Here is a 22,791-nt window from a genome sequence, read left to right on the forward strand (position 1 = left end):
TATGCCCATATATCAGTCTTCAAGGATCGAAAACAGCCCGATTTCGGATCACACCGCGAAAGCACCATATGTTATGGGTGCGAAAGGCTAGGGCCGACAAAGCAGGGAGCGAGTGATGTCCGCATCCGATCTCGATGCGCTGCGCGGCGCCATCCGCGCGCACTATCTGGCCGGGGAGGAGCAGGCGCTTTGCGCACTGGTCGAGACCGCAGCGCTTTCGGAGGCGCGGCGCGAGGCCATTTCGGCCCACGCGGCAGAGCTGGTGCGTGCCGTGCGCGCCGGCTCCGACATGCATCTGATGGAAGCATTCCTTTCCGAATACGGGCTGTCCACGGAGGAGGGCGTTGCGCTGATGTGCCTCGCCGAGGCGCTTCTGCGCGTCCCCGACGCGGAGACGGTGGACGATCTCATCCGCGACAAGATCGCCCCGCACGACTGGTCGTCCCATTCCGGTTCCTCGGCTTCCATCTTCGTCAATGCGTCCACCTGGGCGCTGATGCTGACCGGCCGTGTGCTGGAGGAGGGGGGCGACGGCGTGGAGGCAACCCTGCGCGCCATGGTGCGGCGGCTGGGCGAGCCGGTCATCCGCACCGCCGTGGCCGCCGCCATGCGCGAGATGGGCGAGCAGTTCGTTCTCGGCCGCACCATCGCCGAAGCCATCAGGCGCGGCCGCGCCAACACGCGCAAGGGCTATACCTATTCCTACGACATGCTGGGCGAGGCGGCGCGAACAGAGGCCGACGCGCAACGGTATTTCAGGGCCTATGAGCAGGCCATCGCCGCCCTGGCAGGGGAGGCGACGAGCGGCGACATCCGCGAAAATCCGGGCATCTCGGTGAAGCTGTCGGCCCTGCACCCGCGCTACGAGGCGACGCAGCGCGCGCGCGTCGTGCCGGTGATGGCGGAGCGGCTTTTGCAGCTTGCCCGCGCCGCCAGCGCGGCCGGCATGGGCCTCAACGTGGACGCAGAGGAGGCGGACCGCCTCGACCTCTCGCTCGATGTGATCGAGCGCGTGCTGGCCGACCCCTCGCTGCGCGGCTGGGAAGGTTTCGGTGTCGTTGTGCAGGCTTACGGGCGGCGCGCACCCTTCGTCCTCGACTGGCTTTACGCCCTGTCCGCCCAGCTCGACCGCAGGATCATGGTCCGCCTTGTAAAGGGCGCCTATTGGGATACGGAGATCAAGCGCGCCCAGGTGCTGGGGCTCGACGGCTATCCCGTCTTCACGCGCAAGGCGAACACGGACGTCTCCTACATCGCATGTGCGCGCAAGCTGCTTGCCATGAGCGACCGCATCTATCCGCAATTCGCCACCCACAACGCGCACACCGTGGCCGCCGTGCTGGCCATGGCGCAGGACCGGCAGACCTTCGAGTTCCAGCGCCTGCACGGCATGGGCGAGGCGCTGCACGAGATCGTGCGCCGGCGCGAGGGCACGCGCTGCCGCATCTATGCGCCGGTGGGCGCGCATGAGGACCTTCTGGCCTATCTGGTGCGGCGGCTTCTGGAAAATGGCGCCAACTCCTCCTTCGTGCACCAGATCGTCGACCAGGATGTGCCGGCGGAAGAGATCGCCCGCGACCCCTTCGCCATCGTCGCGGCCAACCAGCAGGCCGCCAATCCAGCCATTCCTGCGCCTTCGATGATCTTTGGGGCCGAGCGGCCGAACGCGCGCGGCTGGGACCTGACCGACCCGCTGACCCTTTCGGCCATCGACGAGACGCGCGGGCCCTTTCGCGCTCCCCACCGCTGGGAGGCGCGGCCCACCATCGGCAGCGGCGGCAGGCCGCGCACGGTGTTCAACCCGGCGCGCACGCAGGAGGAGGTGGGCACCGTTTTCGATGCCTCGCCGGAGGATGTGCGCCAGGCGGTGGAGCGCGCCCTGGCGGCCCAGCCTGCCTGGGCCGCCACGCCGGTGGAGGAGCGGGCGGCCGTCCTGCGGCGCCTTGCCGACCTCTATGAAGCCCATGCCGGCGAATTCTTCGCCCTTGCCGCGCGCGAGGCCGGCAAGTCGCTTGCCGATGGCGTGGCGGAGGTGCGCGAGGCCGTGGACTTCCTGCGCTACTATGCGAGCCAGGCCAGGCACGCCGAGGCGGGCACGAGCGCCCGCGGCGTTATCGCCTGCATTTCGCCCTGGAACTTCCCGCTCGCCATCTTCACCGGGCAGATTGCCGCTGCCCTCGTGACGGGCAATGCGGTGGTCGCCAAGCCGGCGGAGCAGACCTGTCTGATTGCCGCGCGCGCCACGGCGCTCATGCACGAGGCCGGCGTGCCGAGGGACGTGCTGCATCTCCTGCCCGGCGACGGGCCCTCGGTCGGCGCGCCGCTGACGGCCGATCCGCGGATTGCCGGCGTGTGCTTCACCGGCTCGGTGGAGGTCGCCCGCCTGATCGAGCGGCAGCTTTCCGAAACCGCCTCGCCCGATGCCATGCTGATTGCCGAGACCGGCGGGCTCAACGCGATGATCGTGGATTCGACGGCGCTGCCCGAGCAGGCGGTGCGCGACATCCTGGCCTCCGCCTTCCAGAGCGCCGGCCAGCGCTGCTCGGCGCTGCGTGTCCTTTATGTCCAGAAGGATGTGGAAAAGCGCATTGTCGATATGCTGGAAGGCGCCATGCAGGCGCTGGTGGTGGGCGATCCCTGGCAGGTCTCCACCGATGTCGGTCCGGTGATCGACGACGAGGCGCTTTCCGGCATCCGCGACTATTGCGCGCGCATGGAAGGGGAAGGCCGCCTGATCGCCCGGATTTCGGCGCCCGAGGGCGGCCGTTTCGTGGCTCCCGTGGCGTTCCGGGTTTCGGGCATCGGCGAGATGGAGCGGGAGGTCTTCGGCCCTGTCCTGCATGTGGCGACCTTCGAGGCCGAAGCGCTTGAGACGGTGATTTCCGACATCAACGCAAAGGGTTACGGGCTGACCTTCGGGCTGCACACCCGCATCGACGCACGCGCCCAGCAGGCCGTGGACACGGTGCATGTCGGCAATGTCTACGTGAACCGCAACCAGATTGGCGCCGTCGTCGGTTCGCAGCCCTTCGGCGGCGAGGGCCTGTCGGGCACGGGGCCCAAGGCCGGCGGGCCGCACTATCTGCGCCGTTTCCGGCGGGCGCAGGCGGACGAGGCGGCAAGGCCCGGCGGTGCGGTCGTGGATGCGCAGGCGCTTGCCGCCTGCATGCCGGACCCGCAACGCAGCGCCTGGGCAGCGCAGGGCGACCGCATCGCCACGCTGCGGCGGCTTTTGCGCGGCCGGGCGGGGGAAGCGCTGGCGGCCGCTGCCGCCCTCGACCATGGGCCCGTCGACCTGCCGGGGCCGACAGGCGAGGCCAACACGCTGACTCTGGTGCCGCGCGGGCGCGTTCTCTGTCTGGGTGCCGAAGGCGAGACGCTGCTTGCGCAGGTGGTGCAGGCGCTGGCGGCCGGCAATGCCGTGCTGGCGGTGGGCGTGGATGCGGCAACCGTGCTGCAGCCGCTTCTCAAGGCCGATCTGCCGCTCGAAGCCGTCTCCGGCAGCGTCGACCCGCAAGACCTGCGCACCCTGCCGCTCGACCTGGTGGCCGCCAGCGGCGAGCGGGCGTGGCTCGCCGCGCTCAGGCGGGCGCTGGCCGCCCGCCAAGGGCCCATCGTGCCGCTGGTCAGCGAGCGCATATATCCCGCCGCCTATGTGCACGAGCGCGCCGTGTGCGTCGACACCACGGCCGCGGGCGGCAACGCAAGCCTGTTGGCGGCGGTGTGACCCGCCGCCTCAGGCCCCTTCCACGGCGGTAAAACCCTCGAAGACCGGCGGCCCCTTGTAGAGATCCTTGTTCTGACCGGCGTTTCTGTGTGCGTTGCGGAAGTTTTCCGACTTCGTCCAGGCGATGAAGTCTTCCCGGCTCTTCCACAGCGTGTGCGAGGCATAGAGGGTGTAGCCCTCCTCCGCATGGTGCGGTCCGCGCAGCAGGTGGAAGTCGATGAAGCCCGGCATCTCCTTCAGGCTGGAATCGCGGTTTTTCCAGACCTCCTCGAAGGCTGCCTCGCGGCCCTCGACCACGCGGAAACGGTTCATGGCAACAAACATGTCCTGTCCTTTCTCCTGGCTGTCGTGTTCCTTTGGCCGCCACCTGGGAACGGCAGCACATTGCCGCCACGCCTCTCTTCGGGGGCCTCGGTGTTGATGTCGGGCGCGCCGACCCATCCTTCAACGGCGGCTGGAGGCCGCGCAAGCAGGTCGAGCAGCTCAGGCCGCAGCCCTTCGCCGCGCGGTGCGGCCAGCCTGTGGAGCGTGAAATAGGGCAGCATGGGGGTTCCTGTCTCTGCTGGAGGCGCTACCGTGTGAACGCCAGCGGCACGGTGAACGGCCACGAGGTGCGCCCGGCGGCGGGCGGAATGGCCGGAAAGGGGGCGGCCCGGCGCACCGTTTCCACTGCCGCCTGGTCCAGAATCGGCGAGCCGGAGCTCTTCGTCACGCGGATGTTGCTCACGGCGCCATTGCCGACCACCGTGAAGGAGACGCGCACTTCTCCCCGCAGCCCTTCGCGCTTTGCCTCGCGGGGGTAGCGCAGGGCACGGCGCAGTCTGGAGACGATCTTGCCCGGGTAGTTCGACACGGCGGCGTTGCCGGCGGCGCTCGCGCTGGCGGTTTTTCCGCCGCCATCGCTCTGCGCCGCGTTGCCGCGTGCGGCATTGCCGCGCCTGGCATCTTCCTGGTCGCGGCCGCCGGATCCCGCCGCCGCGCGCGCCGTCCTGCGCGGCTGCGGCTGATCGGCCTTTCCCTCCCGCTTCGGCGGCTCGTAATGTGGGCGCGGGGTGGGGTGCGGGACATCCGCCAGGGCGGCCACCGTCTGGCTGGGGGCGGCGGGCTCGATGCGAGCCGTGGCCGGCGGCGCGGGGGCCTGCGCCTCGCTTCGCGCCGGCATGGCGGTCTGCGCTTCCAAGGGCGGCTGCGTCTCGACCGGCGCCAGCGGCATATCGGCGGCCTCCACGGCGAGCGGCTCCTGCGTCGAATGCCTTGTCGGCCGGGCTGTCTCCACCGGTGCCGGCGCCAGCGGCATATCGGCGGGAAGATCGGGTTCGGCGGTCAGCACCTGCGGGACTTCCGCCTCCATGGGTGTGGCGGTCTCGACCGCTTGCGCCTGCGCTGGCGCGACCTCGGAAGGGGCCTCGCCCACGGGCTCCAGCGTCTCGGCGGGCGTGCCGGCGGCGGAAAGGTCGGCAAAGGCGTTGCCGGCCACTGCCAAAGCGATGCCCGCGCCGCCCGCCTCCTGCACCTGCGGCTGTTCCGGCAGCATGAGGGCAGCAGCACCGGCATGGATGGCGCCGGAAAGGGTCAGCGCCACCCCCCATTTCCACCTGCCGGTTCTCATTCCGTGGCCCGCTCGGTCACGATGCTGATCTTGTCTGCGCCGGCCTTGCGCAAAGCGGCCACGATCTCGATGAGCCGGCTTGCAGGCAGGGCGCGATCGGCGGCCAGCTTGACCTCCAGCGCGCCGGTTCCTTTGTGCTTTGCTCTCAGCGCGGTCACATGGCTCTGCGCATCCGTGGCCTTCCCGCCGGCGCGCAGCTGCCCCTCGCGCGTGATGAACAGGGCATCGGGTGGCTCGGCGTGCTCGGCCGCTGTGGTGGAGATCAGTTCCACCTGCGGGTCGAGCGGCGGGGTCAGCGTGCCCGCCACCAGAAAGAAGATCAGCATCAGGAAGACGACGTTGATCAGCGCAATGGTGCTTTCGCGCCGGCGTGCGGGCAGGGGGCGGGAAAGGCGCATCATGGGCTTACCTCGCGATGCTGAGGTTGAGGGTCGTCTCGCTGCGAATGCGCTCGATGGCGGTGACGAGCTCCTGCGAGGTGGTGTCTCCGCGCACCAGCAGTACGGCGCTCTCCGCGCCGGCGTCCTGCAGGCGCCTGATCTCCGCCACTGCTGCCTCCGCATCGGCGCCGAGGCCGTTCACCTGCCAGGCTTCGCCATCGAGGCGGATCAGGATGTCGGGCGTCTGCGCGGCCATACCGGCAGCGGCGGCGTCGCCCGTCACCTCCACCTGCGCGAAGCGCGTGAAGGTGGAGGAAAGCATGAAGAAAAGAAGCAGCAGGAAGATGACGTCGATGAGCGGCGTCAGCGACAGGGGACGGCGCCGGACGGGGGCAATCTCAATGCGCATGGCCGACCCCCGCGACGGCATCGAGCGCCTGCTCGCCCGCTGCCTGCCCGGCGCGGACGGCCACCCCGTGGGAGAGCACCGCGCCGGTCATCGTCTCGATGGCCACGCGCTCGTTTTCCAGCCGCGTCTCGAACCATGTGAGCACCAGCGACACCGGCATGGCCACGGCAAGGCCGGTGGCGGTGGTCAGCAGCGCTACCCAGATGCCGCCGGCCAGCAGCGAGGGATCCACCGCGCTGCCCGCATCCTGGAGCTGGCGGAAGGCGTCGATCATGCCGAGCACGGTGCCGAACAGGCCAAGCAGCGGGGCAACCTGGGCGATGGCATCGAGCGCCCGCAGCCCCCGCTGCAGCTCGTGCAGGCGGGTCAGGGCGATGCGGCTCACATCGTCCTCGATCTCCGCCTTGGGCACGCTCCTGAGCGCGGCAAGACGCATGCAGGCGGCCAGCGCCGTGCCCGCCGGCGAGCGGTCGCCCTCCAGCATCTGGCGGGCGGCGCCATAGCCCTCATGGAACCAGGCATGCAGGGCGCGTTCGGCGCGCGCGTGGCGGCCCACCCGCTCACGCCAGAACTGCGCGAGCTTCAGCAGGATGAGCGCCAGTGCGAACACCGACAAAAGGACGAGAAGCGCGACCACCGGGCCGCCGAGTGCGAGGAAGGAGGCGATGGTGTCGATGATTGCGGCTGGCATTGCTTGAAAATCCTTGTCGCTGGCGTCGATTGCTCGCTTCTTTCGGTTCAGGTGCCAAAGGCCACGTCGCTGCGGGTGGCGGTTTCCAGCCGCTCCATGCAAGCGCCTTCGGGTGCTCCCTCGCAGGCCGTCACCCCGTTGAGGAGCACACGGCCAAGCCCTTCGCAGGCCGTGTCGGGCAGGTCGAACTGGCGCACCTTGGTCTGCCCGTCGGGCAACGCCTTGAAGTCGAGCACCGTCAGGCGCTTCACGAGTCCGTCCTTGCCGAACAGCGCCACCTCGTAGGCCGCCCGCTCGATGTCCGTGCCCAGCCGGTTCGCCGCCACGAAGGTCAGCCGGCAGCCATTGCCGGCCGGCTCGACCCCGTTGAGCTCAAGGGAAAGGGAAGGCGGAGAGCCGCCTTCCTGCGCGTGGGCGCTCAGCACCGTTGCTGCGAATGCGGATATCACCGCCATGGACCGGATCGCCTTGAAGACTTGCATGGTTACCATCCGAACTGTTTTGCCAGAGAGACCTTGAAGGTGCGCCCCTTGGCCGGGTCGTTGTGGAGGAACTCCTTGTATTGCCGGTCGAAGATATTATCGATGCCGAACTCGGCCTCCCAGCCCGCAAAGCGGCCGTCATCCGGCTTCCAGGTCAGGAAAACATCGTGCACGTCAAACGACTCGGCATAGCGAGTCGAGCCTTGCGAACTGTCACCAGTGCACACGACAGGGCTGTCCGAACGGCGGCAATCATCCTGAGGTGCGGCAACGAAACGGGCGCGCCAGCCGAACCTCAGGTCATGCTGTGGCAATTTTCCCCCGATGGTGAGCGAAAGCTCGTGCGGCGCAACCGACGTCAGATAGGTATCGGCGTCCTTGTTCTTGCCGACAACATAAGAGTATCCCGCCTCTGCAAAGACATAGTCTGCGTCATAGGCAAGTTCCACTTCGGCGCCGTAGATTTTTGCGCGCCCGACATTCACATACTGCGGATATTGATTGCGCTGGCGCTCGATGAGGTTGCGGATGTCGTTGTAGAAGCCGGTGATCTTCAGTTGCAGCCCATCGCCCTGCTGCAGGACGTCGTAGCCCGAGACGGCAAAGCCGAGTTCGAAATTGTTCGACTTCTCCTTTTCGAGATTGAGGCTGTAGTTGGGCTCGGCCGGCGGATCGAAGTCATTGGAAAAGACCTCGTCCAGCGTCGGAAAGCGCTCCGTATGCGCAATGGAGCCGAAAACTGCAAAATTATCGTTCAGCTTGTAATGGGCGGCGATTTTTGGCGAGAAGGCCACGTCGTCGACATCCTTCGCGCCTTCGAGCATGTCACCGGGCGACAGTCGGTGCCAGTCGAGCCGGACACCGGGGATGAGGGTCAGCCGGTCGTTCCAGACGAACTCGTTCTGTACGAAGATGCCGGTCTTGAAATCCTCCCCTTCGGGGTGAAAGCCATAGCCGATCGATTCACCCATCATGTTCGTGGCTTCAGCCGTGCGGATCTGGTAGGCTGTCTGCCAGCCATAGGTGAGAAAGTTTTCCCAGTTTGCGCCGCGCCACTCGCTGGTGTTTTCGACGTTCAACTGCCATGTCCGGTAGCCATAGTCCGCGTCGCAGAACAGCGCGCTCATGCTGCAAGGGTTGCTAGCATCTCTCTGCTTGACCGTGGTGTCGGAGAACGATGCAGAGACCTTGAAGTCCAGCCAATCGTTGTCGGACACCGGATTTTCGTAAGAAACGACCGCGGTTTTGTCGATGACATGGCGATCAACCGTCCCGAAGAAACCGGACGTGCCGACCTGCGCATAATCCTGATCGCTGGCGTCCGAATCCCAGTGCTGGTAGGACATCCGCAGCGTGCCCTCGTCGCCAACCTTGAACGTGCCCTTGGCAAGACCGGACCAGGCGTTGAAATCGGAGCTCTGCACCTCGTCACCGTTGCCATCGACATAGGAATCGGCCCGGCGATAGTTTCCGGCCAACAGGAACTCGGCATTTTCGTCCCATCGCTGCGCGTAGATGACGGAGCCGAGCCAGCCGTCCCTGTTGGAATTGTAGCCGCCCTTCAGCCTCAGCGCGCCGGTTTGGCCGTCGGCGATGAAGTCGGAAGCATCCTTGGTTTCAAAGCGGACGACACCGCCCAGCGCCCCGGAACCATAGAGGGTGGAAGAGGCCGGGCCGCGCAGTACCTCGACTCGCCTGTAGAGCTCCGGGTCGGAAAAGAATCCCCCCATGCGGTACTGTTCGTAGAACTTCGTCGCACCGTCGACGGTAACGATGATGCGGCCCTCCTCACCCGCAGATTCGGGGGCGCCGATACCGCGGATGTTGAATGTCTGGCCAAATACGCGGTCGGAGCCCGACGTGTTGACCCCGGGAACCCCCTTCAGCATTTCACCAACGGTCGCGGGCTGCTTTTCGTCTATATCTTGTTGCTCCACGACGGTGACGGATTGCGGGGTGTCGATGGCCACCTTCTCCACGCCTGCACCGACAACGAGTCGCTGCAGCGTGGTGACGCCGATCGCATTGTCCACAACCTCCTGCGCTGCCGCCCCCTGCAGCGAGAGAATGCCGATGACGGCTGCCCCGCCAAGTCTTGCCGTCCTGTGTCGAGCCAGTAGCCCCTTCATGCTTCACCCCTGATTTCTCAAACGGTTTCACGCTGGCTCGCCGATGTCCGGCTTGCTGGCCTGTCCTGCCCCCGGCGGGCTTAAATGTTGACTTGATTTGTCCGGTATTGCAGTGTCTATAAAACATGATACTTTATGTCAACAAATGTCCGGCGCGATGTGCACCGCCCGCCGGGTGAGGATTTCAAGGGCCGAAGAGAGAGGGTTCAGAACCATGAGAAGCGATGTTTCCGTAGAGCGCGTGCAGCCCGTCGCCATCCGGCGGGGGCTCGACTTTCGCAACAATGGCGGGCTGCCGGATCGCACCGTCACCAGCGAGGATCTGTTCCGCGGCCGCCGCGAGATCGCCATCGAACATGCCGGCTCCTTCTATCGCCTGAAAATCACGCGACAGGGCAAGCTCATCCTCAACAAGTAGGCGGAGGCGGTGGAAGATGACGTCACTTCAGCCTGCGGACATCCGGCGCCGGCGCGCCGAGAACCCCAAGATGCGCGAGCGCGATCTCGCGCGCGTCCTCGGCATTTCCGAGGCCGAGCTGGTGGGCGCCCATTGCGGCCATGGCGCCGTGCGGCTCGTCCCGCGCGTGGCCGACGTCCTGGCCGCGATGCCGGGCGTCGGCAATGTGATGGCGCTGACGCGCAACGAAAGCGCCGTTCACGAGAAGATCGGCGTCTATGAGAATGCCCAGCTCTCCGGCAGCAGCGCCATCGTGCTGGGCGAGCAGATCGACCTGCGGATCTTCCCCGCCCATTGGGCCTATGCCTTCGCGGTGGAAAAGCGCGACGGCGGCGAATTGCGCCGCAGCCTGCAGTTCTTCGATCGGGCGGGCGACGCGGTGCACAAGGTGCATCTGCGCGCCGATTCCAACGTCTATGCCTATCAGAACCTTGTCGATTCCCTCGCCGCGCCGGACCAGGACCCGCATGTCGCGGTGGAGCCTTCCGCCCAAGCGGCAATGCCGCAGGCGGGCGACGAATCGCTGGTGGACGAGTTGCGCGCGCGCTGGCAGGCGATGACGGATGTGCACCAGTTCGTGTCCATCCTGCGGGCGCTGAAGCTGTCGCGCCGGCAGGCGGTTCGGATGGTGGGCGAGGCGTTCGCCTGGCAGCTCGACGAGGGGGCGCTGACGGCGATGATGAGCCACGCCGTGCAGCAGGAAATCCCCATCATGTGCTTCGTGGGCAGCCGCGGCTGCATCCAGATCCATTCCGGGCCGATCGCCAATGTGAAGAGGGTGGGACCGTGGATCAACGTCATGGATCCCACCTTCCACCTGCATTTGCGCCTCGACCAGGTGGCGGAGGTGTGGGCGGTGCGCAAGCCGGCGCGCGGCGGCCATGTCACCTCCCTGGAAGCCTATGACGCGCAGGGCCACCTCATCATCCAGTTCTTCGGCAAGCGGCGCGAAGGCGAGGACGAGCGCGCCGACTGGCGCTTTCTGATGGAGCATCTGCCGCGTCTGCCGCAGGCTTCCGCAGCGTGAAAGGGAGATCATGTTGAGAATGCCCAGCTTCCCCTTCCTTCCGGGCGCGCTCCTGGCCGTCCTCCTGGCGGCGGCGCCGCTGCGGGCAGAAAGCCTTCCCCCGCCCTTCGCGGATGCCTCGCGCATCGTCTCCATCGGCGGCTCGCTCACCGAGATCGTCTATGCGCTGGGCGAGGGGGAGCGTCTGGTGGCGCGCGACACCACGAGCACCTTCCCGCCGGAGGCGGAGGCGCTGCCGGATGTCGGCTACATGCGCGCCCTGTCGCCGGAGGGCGTGCTGTCGGTGGCGCCGAGTGCCATTCTGGCCTTGGAGGGCAGCGGTCCGCCGGAGACCATGGAGGTGCTCAGGAAGGCCAGCGTTCCCATGGTCATCGTGCCGGAGACCCATGACAGGCAGGGAATCCTGCGCAAGATCCGCTTCGTGGGCGCGGCACTCGGCGCAGCGGAAAAGGCGCAGGAGCTTGCCGTGACGGTGGAACGGGACATCGCCGCCGCCGAACGCCTGACGGCCGGCATCGACGAGCGCAAGCGCGTGCTCTTCATTCTCAGCATGCAGGGCGGCCGGCTTTTGGTCGCCGGTCGCGACACGGCCGCTGCCGGCATCATTGCCATGGCCGGCGCCGTCAACGCCATCGACGCCTTCTCCGGCTACAAGCAGGTCTCCGAGGAGGCAGTGAGCGAGGCGCGGCCCGACGTCATCCTGATGATGACACGCGGCGGCGACCACGGGGCGGATGACGCGGCGCTGTTTTCCCATCCCGCCATCGCCGCCACGCCGGCGGCTCGCCAAAGGGCGGTGGTGCGCATGGAGGGCGGCTATCTGCTCGGCTTCGGCCCGCGCACCGCCAGCGCCGTGCGCGAGCTTGCCGGCGCGCTCTACGGCCGGCTGGCGGCGAACTGAACCATGGCGCCTCTGGCCGGCATCTTTGCGCTGCAGGGGGCAGCACCGGAGGGGGACCGTTCGGCGCGGGCGCGGCTCGTCATCGCGCTGCTTGCCGTGCTGCTTGTCGCCGTGGCCGCCTTCAGCGTCGCCACCGGGGCCTCCGACGCGTCCCTGCGCGGCGTGGCCGCGGCGTGGTTCGGCGGCGAGGAGGGCGTGCTTTCGGCCCGCGACCGGCTCATCATCTACGAGATCCGTCTGCCGCGCGTCGTGCTCGGCATGCTCATCGGCGCGGCCCTTGCCGTCTCCGGTGCGCTCATGCAGGGCCTGTTCCGCAATCCGCTGGCCGATCCGGGCATTGTCGGCGTGTCGGCCGGCGCCGGCCTCGGCGCCATCACCGTCATCGTCCTCGGTGGCACGGCGCTCGGTCCCTTCGTGGCTTTGTTCGGCATCTATGCGCTGCCGCTGGCCGCCTTTGCGGGCGGGCTGGCCACCACCCTGCTGCTTTATCGCGTGGCCACGCGGCGGGGCCAGACCTCGATTGCCACCATGCTTCTGGCCGGCATCGCTCTGGCCGCCCTTTCGGGGGCGCTCTCGGGCATCCTGGTCTATGTCGCCGATGACGGGCAGTTGCGTGACCTCACCTTCTGGGGGCTGGGTTCGCTCGGCGGCGCCACCTGGAGCAAGATCTGGGCCGCCGGTCCCGTCATTCTCGCCGCTTTCATCGCCGTTCCGTTCCTGGCCCGCGGTCTCGACGCGCTGGCGTTGGGTGAGGCATCGGCACGCCATCTCGGCATTCCCGTGCAGCGAATGAAGAATGTCGCCATCCTGTCCGTCGCTGCGGCCACGGGGGCGGCGGTGGCCGTGTCGGGCGGCATCGGCTTCGTGGGTATCGTGGTTCCGCACCTCCTGCGCCTCGTGATCGGCCCTGGCCACCGGCACCTCCTGCCGGCCTCCGCGCTTCTGGGCGCCAGCCTGCTGCTTCTCGCCGACGCTGTCAGCCGCACCATCGTCGCCCCGGCGGAGCTGCCCATCGGCATCGTCACCGCCGTCTTCGGCGCACCCTTCTTCCTGTGGGTGCTGCTGCGCCGGCGCGGCATTCTCGACCTTTGAGGGACAGCCATGATCGAAGCCCGCAATGTCAGCGTCTCCATCGGCCGCTCTCGCATCCTCTCCGGGGTCGATTTTTGCGCGCGGCCCGGCGAGGTGACGGCCATTGTCGGCCCCAACGGCTCGGGCAAGTCGACCCTCGTCAAGGCGCTGTCGGGCGATCTGCCCTATGCGGGCACCATCGCCTTCAACGGCCGCGATCTGGCAGCCATGAGGCCGTCCGAGGCGGCGGTGGTGCGTGCCGTGCTGCCGCAGGCGACAACGCTTGCCTTCCCCTACACGGTGCGCGAGGTGGTGCGTCTGGGGCTGATGGGCGGGCGTTCCGGCGCCCTGGCCGGGCAGGAGGAGATGCTGCCCGAGCGCGCGCTTGCCCGGGTGGACCTTTCGGGCTTTGCCGGCCGCTTCTATCAGGAACTGTCGGGTGGCGAGCAGCAGCGCGTGCAACTTGCCCGTGCGCTCTGCCAGGTCTGGGCGCCGGTGCTGGAAGGCCGGCCGCGCTACCTCATCCTCGACGAGCCGGTCTCCAGCCTCGACATCAAGCATCAGATCCTCGTCATGCAGATTGCCCGCGGCTTTGCCGCGCGGGGCGGCGGGGTGGTGGCCGTGCTGCACGATCTCAACCTCACAGCCGCCTTTGCCGACCATGTCTTCGTCATGCGCCGCGGCGCGGTGGCGGCAGGCGGGGCGCCGCAAGCCGTGATGCAGGATGCCCTGCTTTCCGCCGTCTTCGACTGCCCCTTGAAGGTGGGTGCCGTGCCGGCGGCCTCCGTTCCCTTCGTGCTGCCCCAGGCAGGACTTGCCTGATCGGCTTTTTGCGATGCACAATTATTCGTTTGCACTTCGCACGCCGATGGGCCATATGAGGCCCACAGGCGCATGGACCGGGTTTTCCGGTCTTCTCCATGGCGGGACTGGTTGCGTCTCTTCCTTCCGGGCGGTCCCATCGCGGGCCGGCAGGCGGGAAAAGCCCGGGGCGGAATGTCCCGGGCGCGACAGCGCAGCCGCGCGGACGCTGAAGCTCCGCCGCCTTGTCGTTTCAATGAAACCATGTTCGGCAGGTTGCGCCCTGCCGCAATCCAGTTTGCGCGCCGGTTCCGGCGCTGCATATGAAAGAAGAACAGTTTGACCAATGACAACATTGCGGGCCACCAAGGCTTCGCACAGCTTGGAATCACCGGCACCCTGCTGACGGCAGCGGCCGCCGCCGGCATGACGGCGCCCAAACCCATTCAGGCGCGGGCCATCCCACCCTTCCTCGAAGGCCGCGATATCCTGGGCGTTGCCCAGACGGGCTCCGGCAAGACGGCGGCCTTCTCCCTGCCCATCCTGTCGAAGATCGCGGGCCTCGGCACGCGGCGCCGGCCGCGCACCGCGCGCGCCCTGGTGCTGGTGCCCACGCGCGAGCTAGCCGTGCAGATCGAGAAGGTGGTGCGCGAGCTTGCCAGGGGAGCGCATGTTTCCACCGCGCTGGTGCTCGGCGGCGTGTCGCGCCATTCGCAGATCAAGCGCATGGCACCGGGCGTCGATGTCCTCATCGCCACGCCCGGCCGTCTGACGGACCTGGTGCGCGAGGGGCAGATCGTGCTCTCCGAGACCACCTGGCTCGTCCTCGACGAGGCCGACCGGATGCTCGACATGGGCTTCATCAACGATGTGCGCCGCATCGCCAAGGCCACGCATCCGGCACGCCAGACGGCGCTTTTCTCGGCCACCATGCCGAAGGAAATCGAGCAGCTTGCCGCAACCCTGCTGCGCGATCCCGTGCGCGTCGAGATTGCCCAGTCGGGCACCACGGCCGCCGAAATCCGCCAGAGCGTGGTCATTGCCCGCACCGCGCAGAAGCGCAGGGTCCTGAGCGACATGCTGGCCGACGAGACGATGCGCCAGGTGATCGTGTTCACCCGCACAAAGCACGGTGCCGACCGCGTGACGCGCGATCTGGCGCGCGACGGCTTCGACGCCGCCGTGATCCACGGAAACAAGTCGCAGGGCGCGCGCCAGCGTGCTCTGGAAGACTTCCGTCGGGGCGAGGTGCGCATCCTGGTCGCCACGGACATCGCCGCGCGCGGCATCGACGTGCCCGGCATCAGCCATGTGGTGAACTTCGACCTGCCGAACGAGGCGGAATGCTACGTCCACCGCATCGGCCGCACCGGACGCAACGGCGCACAGGGCGAAGCCGTCACGCTGTGCGATCCGCAGGAGACCAGCATGCTGCGGCAGGTCGAGCGGGTGATCGGCATGCAGCTTTCCGTTGCGCAGGACCTGACGGGCGAGGGGCTGCCGCAACGTGCCGCGCCGGCAGCCAACGACCGCGCCCGGCGCGAGGACGGCGCGGAAAAGGCAGCGGCCCGCCCGCCCCGCGGTGCAAAGCCGCAGCGGCGCAAGCGCAGCCGCCGCAGCAGGCAGGAAGGCGCTCCCGTGCGCTTCGGTTCCCGGGCGGCCTGACGGCCGTTCGGCCTCTTCTGGCCGCTTTTCATCGGGTGTCTGGCACAATTGCCTGGCATCCCGCCCTGCGATAGACCACCCTCCGGCCCGGAGGGTGGCGTGCCGGCGTGACGCCGGCACCGGCAGGAGGAGGAGAGCATGGCGGGAATTGCCGCGCTGGCGGCGGCTTATGTGCTTTCGCAATTCTATCGCTCTTTCCTTGCCGTGCTCACCCCGGCGCTCAGCCTGGAGCTCGGTGCCACGAAGGCCGATCTTTCGGCGGCATCCGGCGCCTGGTTCGCTGTCTTCGCGCTCATGCAGTTCGCCATCGGCATCTGGCTCGACCGCCATGGCCCGCGGCGTACGGCGGCGGCGCTGCTGGCGCTGGGGGGCGGGGGCGGCGCCTTTCTCTTTGCGCTCGCGGTCCAGCCCTGGATGGTGATCGCCGCCATGGCGCTCATCGGCATGGGCTGTGCGCCGGTGCTCATGGCCTCCGTCTTCATCTTCGCAAAATCCTATTCGCCGGCCCGGCTGGCGGTGCTCACCTCCTTCCTGATGGGCATCGGCATGCTGGGCAACGTGGTCAGCACGTCGCCCCTGGCAGCAGCGGCCGAAGCCTTCGGCTGGCGTCCGGTGATTGCAGCGCTCGGGCTTCTCACCCTGCTTGTGGCAGCAGCCATACTCGCGTTCGTGCGCGATCCGGCGGTCGAGGAGGGGGCGCACGCAAGCGCCGGTTTCCGCGGCTATCTGGAGCTCATCCGTCTTCCCGTTCTGTGGCCCATCCTGCCGCTGGCCGCCCTTAACTATGCAGCCGCCGCCGGCATACGCGGCCTGTGGGCCGGGCCCTATCTCGACGAGGTCTACGGTGCCGATGCGCTGGTCATCGGCCAGGTCACGCTGTTCATGGCGCTTGCCATGGCGGTGGGCACCTTCATCTACGGCCCGCTCGATACGCTGTTCGGCACGCGCAAATGGGTGGCGGTGGCCGGCAACACGCTCGGCATGGCCGCCATTGCCTGGCTTGCCGCCTTTCCCCTGGCGGGCATTTCGGCGGCGACGGTGGCGCTGGTCATTATCGGGCTTGCGGGGGGAAGCTTCGGCATCATCATGGCCCATGGCCGCGCCTTCATGCCAGCCCATCTGACCGGGCGCGGCGTCACGCTCCTCAACTTCTTCTCCATCGGCGGGGTGGGGCTGATGCAGTTCGCCACCGGCGCCGTGGTCACCGCCGGCACCGTGCCGGGGGAGCCGGCGGCTGCCTACCGCACGCTGTTCTTCTTCTATGCCGGGCTGCTGGCGGCCAGCCTGCTGGTCTATCTCTTCTCCCGCGATGCCCGCCCGGAGCGGAGCGTCCGGCGCCGCGCCCGGGCAGCGGAAAGCTGAGAAAAAACCGCCTGCCGCGGCCTTGGCGCACCGAACCGTTTCCCAGCGTCCCTTCGGCCGGCGCAAAAACACGCCTTGCCGCGACTGGCGGCTGCTTTTAGGCTCTCGGCCAAAAAGAGGATGGACTTCATGCAGCCTTCGGTGATCGAAACCATCGGCAACACGCCGCTCATCCGCCTGCGACGCGCTTCCGAGGAGACGGGGTGCGAGATCTACGGCAAGGCCGAGTTCATGAATCCCGGCCAGTCCGTCAAGGACAGGGCAGGGCTCTTCATCATCCGCGACGCGGAGAGAAGGGGGCTGCTTTCGCCCGGTGGCGTCATCGTGGAGGGCACGGCGGGCAACACCGGCATCGGGCTCACCGTGGTGGCCAAGGCACTGGGCTATCGCACGGTGATCGTCATTCCCGAGACGCAGAGCCAGGAGAAGAAGGATGCGCTGCGCGTTCTCGGCGCCGAGCTGATCGAGGTGCCCGCGGTGCCCTACCGCAATCCCAACAACTATGTGAAGGTGTCGGGACGGCTTGCGGAGGCGCTCGCCCGCAGCGAGCCCAACGGCGCCATCTGGGCCAATCAGTTCGACAATGTGGCCAATCGGAACGGCCACCGCGAGACCACGGCGCAGGAGATCTGGCGACAGACGGAGGGACGGGTGGACGGCTTCGTCTGCGCCGTCGGCACCGGTGGCACGCTGGCCGGCGTGGCCGAGGGGCTGCGCGCGCGCAAGCCCGACATCAAGATCGCGCTTGCCGATCCGATGGGGGCGGCGCTCTACAGCTACTACACGAGCGGCGAACTGAAGGCGGAGGGAAGCTCGATCACCGAGGGCATCGGCCAGGGCCGCGTGACGGCCAATCTGGAGGGCTTTCGCCCCGACTTCTCCTACCAGATCCCGGACAGCGAGGCGCTGCCCATCATCTTCTCGCTGGTGCAGGAGGAGGGGCTGTGCCTGGGCGGCTCGACGGGAATCAACATTGCCGGCGCCATCCGCCTCGCCAGGGAGATGGGGCCGGGCCACACCATCGTTACCGTGCTTTGCGACTACGGCACGCGCTACCAGTCCAAGCTCTTCAATCCTGCCTTCCTGCGCGAAAAGGGCCTGCCCGTGCCGGACTGGATGGAGAAGGCGGTGACGATTCCCGTTCCCTTCGAGGAGGTTCCCGCCCAATAGCGCCGCTTGCGGCCCTACCCAAAGCGGCCGCCAGCCTCTAGTGTGCGCCGGAACGGTTCAACGGGAGGATGTCCGTGGAGCATATCACGCCGACGCAAGCGCTCTTTCGCGATCAGCCCTATCTCGCCTCGGTGGAGGCCGTCGTGCGCGGCGTCAACGAGCGCGGTGGCATCATCCTCGACCGCACGGTCTTCTATGCCACCTCCGGCGGGCAGCCGGGCGACACGGGCCATCTCGTCCGTGGCGACGGTTCCCGAATCACCGTGGCTGCGACGGTGACGGGGCGCACCAAGGATGAAATCATCCATGTGCCTGCGGCAGACCAGGCCATGCCGGAGGCGGGCGAGACGGTGACGGCCGAGATCGACTGGCCGCGCCGCCACAAGCTGATGCGCATGCACACCGCCTGCCACCTGCTGAGCGTGATCTGCCCGTTTCCGATCACCGGCGCCTCGGTCGGCGAGGAGGATTCGCGCGTCGACTTCGACCTGCCTGAGCTGGCCGTCAGCAAGGAGGAGGTGACCGAGAAGCTGATGGCGCTGGTGGCCGCCGATCACCCGGTCTTCACGCGCTGGATCAGCGAGGAGGAGCTTGCGGCCAACCCCTCGCTGGTCAAGTCGAAGAACGTGCGCCCGCCCGCCGGCGCCGGGCGCATCCGCCTCGTGTGCATCGGCGAGGATGCCGCTATCGACAGCCAGCCCTGCGGGGGCACCCATGTGGCGCGCACCGGCGAGGTGGGAGAGATCCATATCGGCAAGATCGAGAAGAAGGGCCGGGAAAACCGCCGCTTCCGCATCCGTTTCGGCCCGCCCCCGGGCGGCTGAGAAGGTTTTGCGCGGCGCGCGGCTGCCCCCCCTTGCCGTGCGCGCGTGATTTCTATCTTCTTCCCCAAAAGCCTGTGGGAGCCCCGAGCGCATGAGCGAGAAAAGCCCCTTCATCGTTTCCGCCGACTGGCTGCAGGCACGCCTGCACCAGCCGGGACTGTCCATCGTCGACGGCTCCTGGTATCTGCCGGCCCAGGGGCGCGATGCGAAGGCCGAATACGAGGCCGCGCATATTCCCCGCGCGGTCTTCTTCGACCACGACCAGGTGGTCGATCCCGATTCGCAACTGCCGCATGCCCTGCCGTCGCCGCGCGTTTTCGAGGGCTTTGCCAGCTCGATGGGCATCTCGCATTCCGATACCATCGTCGTGTATGACGGCCCCGGCCTCCTTTCCGCACCGCGCGTGTGGTGGATGTTCCGCGTGATGGGCGCTGAGCGGGTGTTTCTGCTCGATGGCGGTTTCGACCGCTGGCGCGCCGAGGGGCGGCCGGTGACGAGCGAGCCGACAAAGGTCGCATCCAGCGCCTTCATTTCGAGGTTCGATGCGGGGCGCGTCGTCTCCTTCGAGGAGATGCTGACCATCGTGCAGGAAGGTTCGGCACAGATCGCCGATGCGAGGTCGGCCGGCCGCTTCACGGGCACCGAGCCAGAGCCGCGCCCCGGCATGCGCTCCGGCCACATGCCCGGCGCGCGCAACGTGCCGGCTGCCACGCTTTCGCAGGATGGCAGCCTTCTGCCGCTCGACAGGCTGCGCGAGCGGCTGCGGGAGGCCGGGCTCGATCTGGAAAGGCCGGTGGTCACGTCCTGCGGTTCGGGCGTCACGGCGGCCGTCGTCACCCTGGCGCTGGAATCGCTCGGCCACCGCGACAACCGCCTCTATGACGGATCGTGGAGCGAGTGGGGCGGGCGCGCCGACACGCCGGTGGTGACGGGGCAGGAATGAACGCCCGCCGCTCATCGTCCGGCGCGCAGACCCTGCGCGCCCTCGTCACCCATCTGGAGATGGATGCGCCGCCGCGCAGCTATCCGCCGTTGCCGATCGGCCGGCAAATGGCGCTCATGCGCTGCCGCGACATGCCGCTCCACTTCTACCGCTATCTCTACGATCGCGTCGGGCGGGCGTGGCACTGGACGGCGGCGCTGCGGCTCGGCGACGAGGCACTGGCGGAGCGCCTGCAAAGCCCGCAGACGGATGTTCAGGTGCTCTATGTCGAGGGTTGCCCCTCGGGCTTCTTCGAGCTGCGGCTGCTTTCGCAAGAGGAGTGCCGGCTCGTGCATTTCGGCCTGATGGCGCATGCCATCGGCACCGGGCTCGGCCACTGGTTTCTGGGTGCGGCTGTGCAGGCAGCCTGGGCGCACGGGCCGCGCCTGGTCTCGGTGGAGACGTGCACGCTCGATCATCCCGCCGCCCTCGCGCTCTACCAGAAGATGGGCTTCGAGCCGGTGTGGCGGAAGGAGGAGAACCTTGTCACGCTCAGCGAGGAGGAACGGGCAGCCGTGCTGATGCGCTGAGCGCCTGCAGAGGATGGCACCTCCCGGCCGCCGAAAAAAAGCCCGCCACGGGAGGGCGGGCGAGCTCTTGGGGGGAGGATGCTGTTTCAGGCGGCCAGCACAGCCTGCGGCTCGGCCATCTCGTAGCCAAGCGCCTCGGCCACGGCGCGGTTGGTGATGCGCCCTTTGTGGACGTTGAGCCCGTTGCGCAGATGCGGATCGTCGGCCAGCGCCTTCAGCCCCTTGTCGGCGAGCTGCAGGCCGTGATGCAGCGTGGCGTTGTTGAGCGCATGTGTCGACGTGATCGGCACCGCGCCCGGCATGTTGGCGACGCAATAGTGGATGATGCCGTCCACCGCATAGGTGGGTTCGGAATGGGTGGTGGGACGCGAGGTCTCGAAGCAGCCACCCTGGTCGATCGCCACGTCGACGAGCACCGCACCCTGTTTCATGCCCGACAGCATCTCGCGGGTGACGAGCTTCGGCGCCGCAGCGCCGGGAATGAGCACGGCTCCCACCACCATGTCGGCGGAGAAGCATTCCTCCTCCAGCGCCTCGACAGTGGAATAGCGCGTGTGCACGCGCCCGTTGAAAATGTCGTCGAGTTCGCGCAGGCGGGGGATGGAACGGTCGATGATGGTGACATCCGCGCCCAGGCCAATGGCCATCTTGGCGGCATTGAGCCCCACCACGCCGCCGCCGATGATCGCCACCTTGCCGGGCAGCACGCCCGGCACGCCGCCGAGCAGCACGCCGCGCCCACCATTGGCCTTCTGCAGCGCCGTCGCGCCGGCCTGGATGGCAAGGCGGCCGGCAACCTCCGACATCGGTGCAAGGAGAGGTAATCCGCCGCGTCCGTCCGTCACCGTCTCATAGGCGATGGCCGTGACGCCGGAATCGACCAGTCCTTTCGCCTGATCGGGATCGGGCGCCAAGTGCAGATAGGTATAGAGGATCTGGCCCTCGCGAAGCTGCACCCACTCGGAAGGCTGCGGCTCCTTGACCTTGACGATCATGTCGGCCCTGGCGAACACTTCCTCCGCCGTCCTGACGACCGTGGCGCCGGCGGCGCGATAGGCGTTGTCGTCGGCTCCGATGCCTGCGCCGGCCCCCGATTCCATCAGAACCTCATGGCCGTGCGCCACATATTCGCGCACCGAACCGGGGGTCAGGCCGACCCTGTATTCATGGTTCTTGATCTCCTTCGGGCATCCGACGCGCATGCAGGCCGTCTCCAGTGACTTGGTGGCTACGATTACAAGACTCTATCGCAACAGGGCCCGAACGTCCTTGCGAAGTTGTTTGCCATGACTGATCATGTTCGTTATTTCTTGCGTGGGATATAGGTATTGGGAGGAGAATATACGATAGATGTCCCTCGACAGGATTGATATCGCCATTCTGGACACGCTGCAGCAGGATGGCCGCATCTCCAATGCAGCGCTTGCGGAACGGGTGGGGCTGTCGCAGTCGGCCTGTTCGCGCCGTCTCGACAACCTCGAAAGGGCGGGCGTCATCAAGGGTTATCACGCGCAGCTTTCCAACGCCGCGCTGGGCCACAGGATGACGGTGATCGTGCATATCTCGCTCACCGGCCAGTTCGAGAAGACGCTCTCGGAGTTCGAGGCGGCGGTGAAGCGCTGTCCCAACATCCTTTCCTGCCATCTGATGTCGGGAGAATACGACTACATTCTCAGGATCGCGGCGCGCGACCTGGAAGATTACGAGCGCATCCACAAGGAGTGGCTGACGGGCATGCCGCATGTCATCAAGATCAACTCCTCCTTCGCCCTGCGCGAAGTGATCGACCGCACCGCGATCGGCATCCGCCCCGACATGGCCTGAGCCTTCCCGGCGGTCCTTGCCGTCGCCGGGGCGTCACGTGAAGCTGCTGGGCTGTACCGGCATTCCGTTCCAGACTTTCTTTTTCGTTTCCGTGTCCGTGCTGCTGGGGCGATGTCCGCGACGCGATGGTTCGTCGTCGTCGTCGACAAGGGCACCATCAATCCGAGCGCCGATGCCAACCGGCGCTTCGCGCCGCTTGAGAACACCACCGTGCTGTTCGAGACCGGGCCGGCGGCGGCGCGTTTCGCAAGCCAGGCCAAGGGCGTGCGCATCGAGCCGGCGGGCGAGGGGCAGGAGGGGTTCGCGCTCTACCGCATCGTGCTGTGGGCCGGCTTTCGGGCCGATCCCTCGCGGGGCGCGGCAGCACGGCGCATTGACAGCGGTCCGCGCGCGACCAACTACTTCGGCACATCAAGACCGGAGACTGTCCGTGATTCGTCATATCGTTTTCTTCAGCGCCAGAAAGCGCGAGGATGTCGAGCGCATCGCCAGCGAGCTGAAGATGCTCGGCCAGATCCCGCATGTGGATTTCTTCGAGGTGGGCCTCAACCGCAAGGTCGACCAGCTCGGCGGCGAGGTGGATGTGGTGGTCTATGGCGAGTTTCGGGACGAGGCCGCTCTGGCCGCCTACAAGGCGCATCCGATCTATGCCGAGTGCATCACCCGGGTGCGCCCTCTGCGCGAGATGCGCATCGCGGCCGACTTCGTCTCCAGCGCCGGGGCGCAAGACGGGGACAGAATCTAGGGCGA

General features: G+C 67.4%; 23 protein-coding genes. 14 read left to right on the forward strand and 9 right to left on the reverse strand.

Translation table 11 applies throughout. From position 1 onward, the window contains the following. The first annotated feature begins 115 nt into the window (after positions 1-115). Positions 116-3,727 carry a bifunctional proline dehydrogenase/L-glutamate gamma-semialdehyde dehydrogenase PutA gene (gene putA, locus NYR58_RS01435; protein WP_261518613.1) on the forward strand — a complete coding sequence of 1,204 codons (3,612 nt, stop codon included), beginning with the start codon at positions 116-118 and terminating at the stop codon, positions 3,725-3,727. A 9-nt stretch (positions 3,728-3,736) separates the two neighbouring features. On the opposite strand, the gene NYR58_RS01440 is transcribed toward putA, so the two are convergent. Genes NYR58_RS01440 through NYR58_RS01475 form a run of 8 tightly spaced genes read right to left on the reverse strand, consistent with a single transcriptional unit; the run spans position 3,737 to position 9,427 of the window. Continuing rightward, positions 3,737-4,051, reverse strand: a complete 315-nt coding sequence (locus NYR58_RS01440; RefSeq protein ID WP_261518614.1) for an antibiotic biosynthesis monooxygenase family protein — start codon at positions 4,049-4,051, stop codon at positions 3,737-3,739. Beyond that, on the reverse strand, positions 4,036-4,272 hold the full coding sequence (locus NYR58_RS01445; RefSeq protein WP_261518615.1) for a hypothetical protein: 237 nt from the start codon (positions 4,270-4,272) through the stop codon (positions 4,036-4,038). Before NYR58_RS01445 ends, NYR58_RS01440 begins: the two co-directional genes overlap by 16 nt. A 26-nt stretch (positions 4,273-4,298) precedes the next feature. Further along, positions 4,299-5,309, reverse strand: a complete 1,011-nt coding sequence (locus NYR58_RS01450) for an energy transducer TonB (protein ID WP_261518616.1) — start codon at positions 5,307-5,309, stop codon at positions 4,299-4,301. Between the two features lie 23 nt (positions 5,310-5,332). Continuing rightward, the gene (locus tag NYR58_RS01455; protein WP_261518617.1) at positions 5,333-5,737 is read right to left on the reverse strand and encodes an ExbD/TolR family protein; all 405 of its coding nucleotides are present in this window, start codon (positions 5,735-5,737) and stop codon (positions 5,333-5,335) included. Positions 5,738-5,741: 4 nt separating this feature from the next. Then, positions 5,742-6,125, reverse strand: a complete 384-nt coding sequence (locus NYR58_RS01460) for a biopolymer transporter ExbD (RefSeq protein ID WP_261518618.1) — start codon at positions 6,123-6,125, stop codon at positions 5,742-5,744. After that, positions 6,115-6,816, reverse strand: coding sequence for a MotA/TolQ/ExbB proton channel family protein (locus tag NYR58_RS01465; RefSeq protein ID WP_261518619.1), 702 nt, complete (start codon positions 6,814-6,816; stop codon positions 6,115-6,117). The genes NYR58_RS01460 and NYR58_RS01465 overlap by 11 nt, the downstream gene beginning before the upstream one ends. Before the next feature lie 47 nt (positions 6,817-6,863). Beyond that, positions 6,864-7,298 (reverse strand): hypothetical protein, encoded by a 435-nt coding sequence (locus tag NYR58_RS01470; protein ID WP_261518620.1) that lies wholly within the window; start codon positions 7,296-7,298, stop codon positions 6,864-6,866. A 2-nt stretch (positions 7,299-7,300) separates the two neighbouring features. Then, positions 7,301-9,427: a TonB-dependent hemoglobin/transferrin/lactoferrin family receptor gene (locus NYR58_RS01475; RefSeq protein WP_261518621.1), complete on the reverse strand. Its 2,127-nt coding sequence runs from the start codon at positions 9,425-9,427 to the stop codon at positions 7,301-7,303. Between the two features lie 214 nt (positions 9,428-9,641). Between NYR58_RS01475 and hemP the strand changes: the two genes are divergently transcribed. From hemP to NYR58_RS01530, 11 genes are all read left to right on the forward strand, one after another. Beyond that, positions 9,642-9,845 (forward strand): hemin uptake protein HemP, encoded by a 204-nt coding sequence (gene hemP / locus NYR58_RS01480; protein WP_261518622.1) that lies wholly within the window; start codon positions 9,642-9,644, stop codon positions 9,843-9,845. A 16-nt stretch (positions 9,846-9,861) separates the two neighbouring features. Then, positions 9,862-10,911: a hemin-degrading factor gene (locus tag NYR58_RS01485; RefSeq protein ID WP_261518623.1), complete on the forward strand. Its 1,050-nt coding sequence runs from the start codon at positions 9,862-9,864 to the stop codon at positions 10,909-10,911. Positions 10,912-10,930: 19 nt separating this feature from the next. Continuing rightward, positions 10,931-11,812: a heme/hemin ABC transporter substrate-binding protein gene (locus NYR58_RS01490; protein ID WP_261518624.1), complete on the forward strand. Its 882-nt coding sequence runs from the start codon at positions 10,931-10,933 to the stop codon at positions 11,810-11,812. A 3-nt stretch (positions 11,813-11,815) separates the two neighbouring features. Beyond that, positions 11,816-12,904, forward strand: coding sequence for a FecCD family ABC transporter permease (locus NYR58_RS01495; protein WP_261518625.1), 1,089 nt, complete (start codon positions 11,816-11,818; stop codon positions 12,902-12,904). Positions 12,905-12,913: 9 nt separating this feature from the next. Then, the gene (locus tag NYR58_RS01500; protein ID WP_261518626.1) at positions 12,914-13,705 is read left to right on the forward strand and encodes a heme ABC transporter ATP-binding protein; all 792 of its coding nucleotides are present in this window, start codon (positions 12,914-12,916) and stop codon (positions 13,703-13,705) included. A 318-nt stretch (positions 13,706-14,023) separates the two neighbouring features. Next, positions 14,024-15,349 carry a DEAD/DEAH box helicase gene (locus NYR58_RS01505; RefSeq protein WP_261518627.1) on the forward strand — a complete coding sequence of 442 codons (1,326 nt, stop codon included), beginning with the start codon at positions 14,024-14,026 and terminating at the stop codon, positions 15,347-15,349. Between the two features lie 138 nt (positions 15,350-15,487). Further along, positions 15,488-16,711 carry an MFS transporter gene (locus NYR58_RS01510; protein ID WP_261518628.1) on the forward strand — a complete coding sequence of 408 codons (1,224 nt, stop codon included), beginning with the start codon at positions 15,488-15,490 and terminating at the stop codon, positions 16,709-16,711. Positions 16,712-16,840: 129 nt separating this feature from the next. Then, on the forward strand, positions 16,841-17,881 hold the full coding sequence (locus NYR58_RS01515) for a cysteine synthase A (protein WP_261518629.1): 1,041 nt from the start codon (positions 16,841-16,843) through the stop codon (positions 17,879-17,881). A gap of 74 nt (positions 17,882-17,955) precedes the next feature. Further along, entirely contained in the window at positions 17,956-18,705 is a 750-nt protein-coding gene (locus tag NYR58_RS01520; RefSeq protein ID WP_261518630.1) for an alanyl-tRNA editing protein, read from the forward strand. Positions 18,706-18,796: 91 nt separating this feature from the next. Continuing rightward, positions 18,797-19,648 carry a 3-mercaptopyruvate sulfurtransferase gene (gene sseA / locus NYR58_RS01525; RefSeq protein ID WP_261518631.1) on the forward strand — a complete coding sequence of 284 codons (852 nt, stop codon included), beginning with the start codon at positions 18,797-18,799 and terminating at the stop codon, positions 19,646-19,648. Beyond that, positions 19,645-20,217 carry a GNAT family N-acetyltransferase gene (locus NYR58_RS01530; RefSeq protein WP_261518632.1) on the forward strand — a complete coding sequence of 191 codons (573 nt, stop codon included), beginning with the start codon at positions 19,645-19,647 and terminating at the stop codon, positions 20,215-20,217. Before sseA ends, NYR58_RS01530 begins: the two co-directional genes overlap by 4 nt. 86 nt (positions 20,218-20,303) lie before the next feature. Here the strand turns inward: NYR58_RS01530 and ald are convergent, their stop codons facing one another. Further along, positions 20,304-21,419 (reverse strand): alanine dehydrogenase, encoded by a 1,116-nt coding sequence (ald, locus tag NYR58_RS01535; RefSeq protein ID WP_261518634.1) that lies wholly within the window; start codon positions 21,417-21,419, stop codon positions 20,304-20,306. Between the two features lie 148 nt (positions 21,420-21,567). Here ald and NYR58_RS01540 point away from each other — a divergent pair, with 148 nt between their 5' ends. After that, positions 21,568-22,041, forward strand: a complete 474-nt coding sequence (locus NYR58_RS01540) for an Lrp/AsnC family transcriptional regulator (RefSeq protein WP_261518635.1) — start codon at positions 21,568-21,570, stop codon at positions 22,039-22,041. A gap of 430 nt (positions 22,042-22,471) precedes the next feature. Next, complete coding sequence (locus NYR58_RS01550; RefSeq protein ID WP_261518636.1) at positions 22,472-22,786, forward strand: Dabb family protein; 315 nt, start codon at positions 22,472-22,474, stop codon at positions 22,784-22,786. Positions 22,787-22,791: the final 5 nt, after the last annotated feature.

It is taken from the genome of Chelativorans intermedius (genome assembly GCF_025398255.1).
Lineage (GTDB): Bacteria > Pseudomonadota > Alphaproteobacteria > Rhizobiales > Rhizobiaceae > Chelativorans > Chelativorans intermedius.

Coding starts and splice junctions, on each gene's coding strand:
- NYR58_RS01510 (WP_261518628.1), top strand. CDS start 15,488: ATGGCGGGAATTGCCGCGCTGGCGGCGGCTTATGTGCTTTCGCAATTC.
- NYR58_RS01515 (WP_261518629.1), top strand. CDS start 16,841: ATGCAGCCTTCGGTGATCGAAACCATCGGCAACACGCCGCTCATCCGC.
- NYR58_RS01495 (WP_261518625.1), top strand. CDS start 11,816: ATGGCGCCTCTGGCCGGCATCTTTGCGCTGCAGGGGGCAGCACCGGAG.
- putA (WP_261518613.1), top strand. CDS start 116: ATGTCCGCATCCGATCTCGATGCGCTGCGCGGCGCCATCCGCGCGCAC.
- NYR58_RS01440 (WP_261518614.1), bottom strand. CDS start 4,051: ATGTTTGTTGCCATGAACCGTTTCCGCGTGGTCGAGGGCCGCGAGGCA.
- NYR58_RS01500 (WP_261518626.1), top strand. CDS start 12,914: ATGATCGAAGCCCGCAATGTCAGCGTCTCCATCGGCCGCTCTCGCATC.
- NYR58_RS01470 (WP_261518620.1), bottom strand. CDS start 7,298: ATGCAAGTCTTCAAGGCGATCCGGTCCATGGCGGTGATATCCGCATTC.
- ald (WP_261518634.1), bottom strand. CDS start 21,419: ATGCGCGTCGGATGCCCGAAGGAGATCAAGAACCATGAATACAGGGTC.
- NYR58_RS01490 (WP_261518624.1), top strand. CDS start 10,931: ATGCCCAGCTTCCCCTTCCTTCCGGGCGCGCTCCTGGCCGTCCTCCTG.
- NYR58_RS01460 (WP_261518618.1), bottom strand. CDS start 6,125: ATGCGCATTGAGATTGCCCCCGTCCGGCGCCGTCCCCTGTCGCTGACG.
- hemP (WP_261518622.1), top strand. CDS start 9,642: ATGAGAAGCGATGTTTCCGTAGAGCGCGTGCAGCCCGTCGCCATCCGG.
- NYR58_RS01540 (WP_261518635.1), top strand. CDS start 21,568: ATGTCCCTCGACAGGATTGATATCGCCATTCTGGACACGCTGCAGCAG.
- NYR58_RS01475 (WP_261518621.1), bottom strand. CDS start 9,427: ATGAAGGGGCTACTGGCTCGACACAGGACGGCAAGACTTGGCGGGGCA.
- sseA (WP_261518631.1), top strand. CDS start 18,797: ATGAGCGAGAAAAGCCCCTTCATCGTTTCCGCCGACTGGCTGCAGGCA.
- NYR58_RS01455 (WP_261518617.1), bottom strand. CDS start 5,737: ATGATGCGCCTTTCCCGCCCCCTGCCCGCACGCCGGCGCGAAAGCACC.
- NYR58_RS01465 (WP_261518619.1), bottom strand. CDS start 6,816: ATGCCAGCCGCAATCATCGACACCATCGCCTCCTTCCTCGCACTCGGC.
- NYR58_RS01530 (WP_261518632.1), top strand. CDS start 19,645: ATGAACGCCCGCCGCTCATCGTCCGGCGCGCAGACCCTGCGCGCCCTC.
- NYR58_RS01485 (WP_261518623.1), top strand. CDS start 9,862: ATGACGTCACTTCAGCCTGCGGACATCCGGCGCCGGCGCGCCGAGAAC.
- NYR58_RS01445 (WP_261518615.1), bottom strand. CDS start 4,272: ATGCTGCCCTATTTCACGCTCCACAGGCTGGCCGCACCGCGCGGCGAA.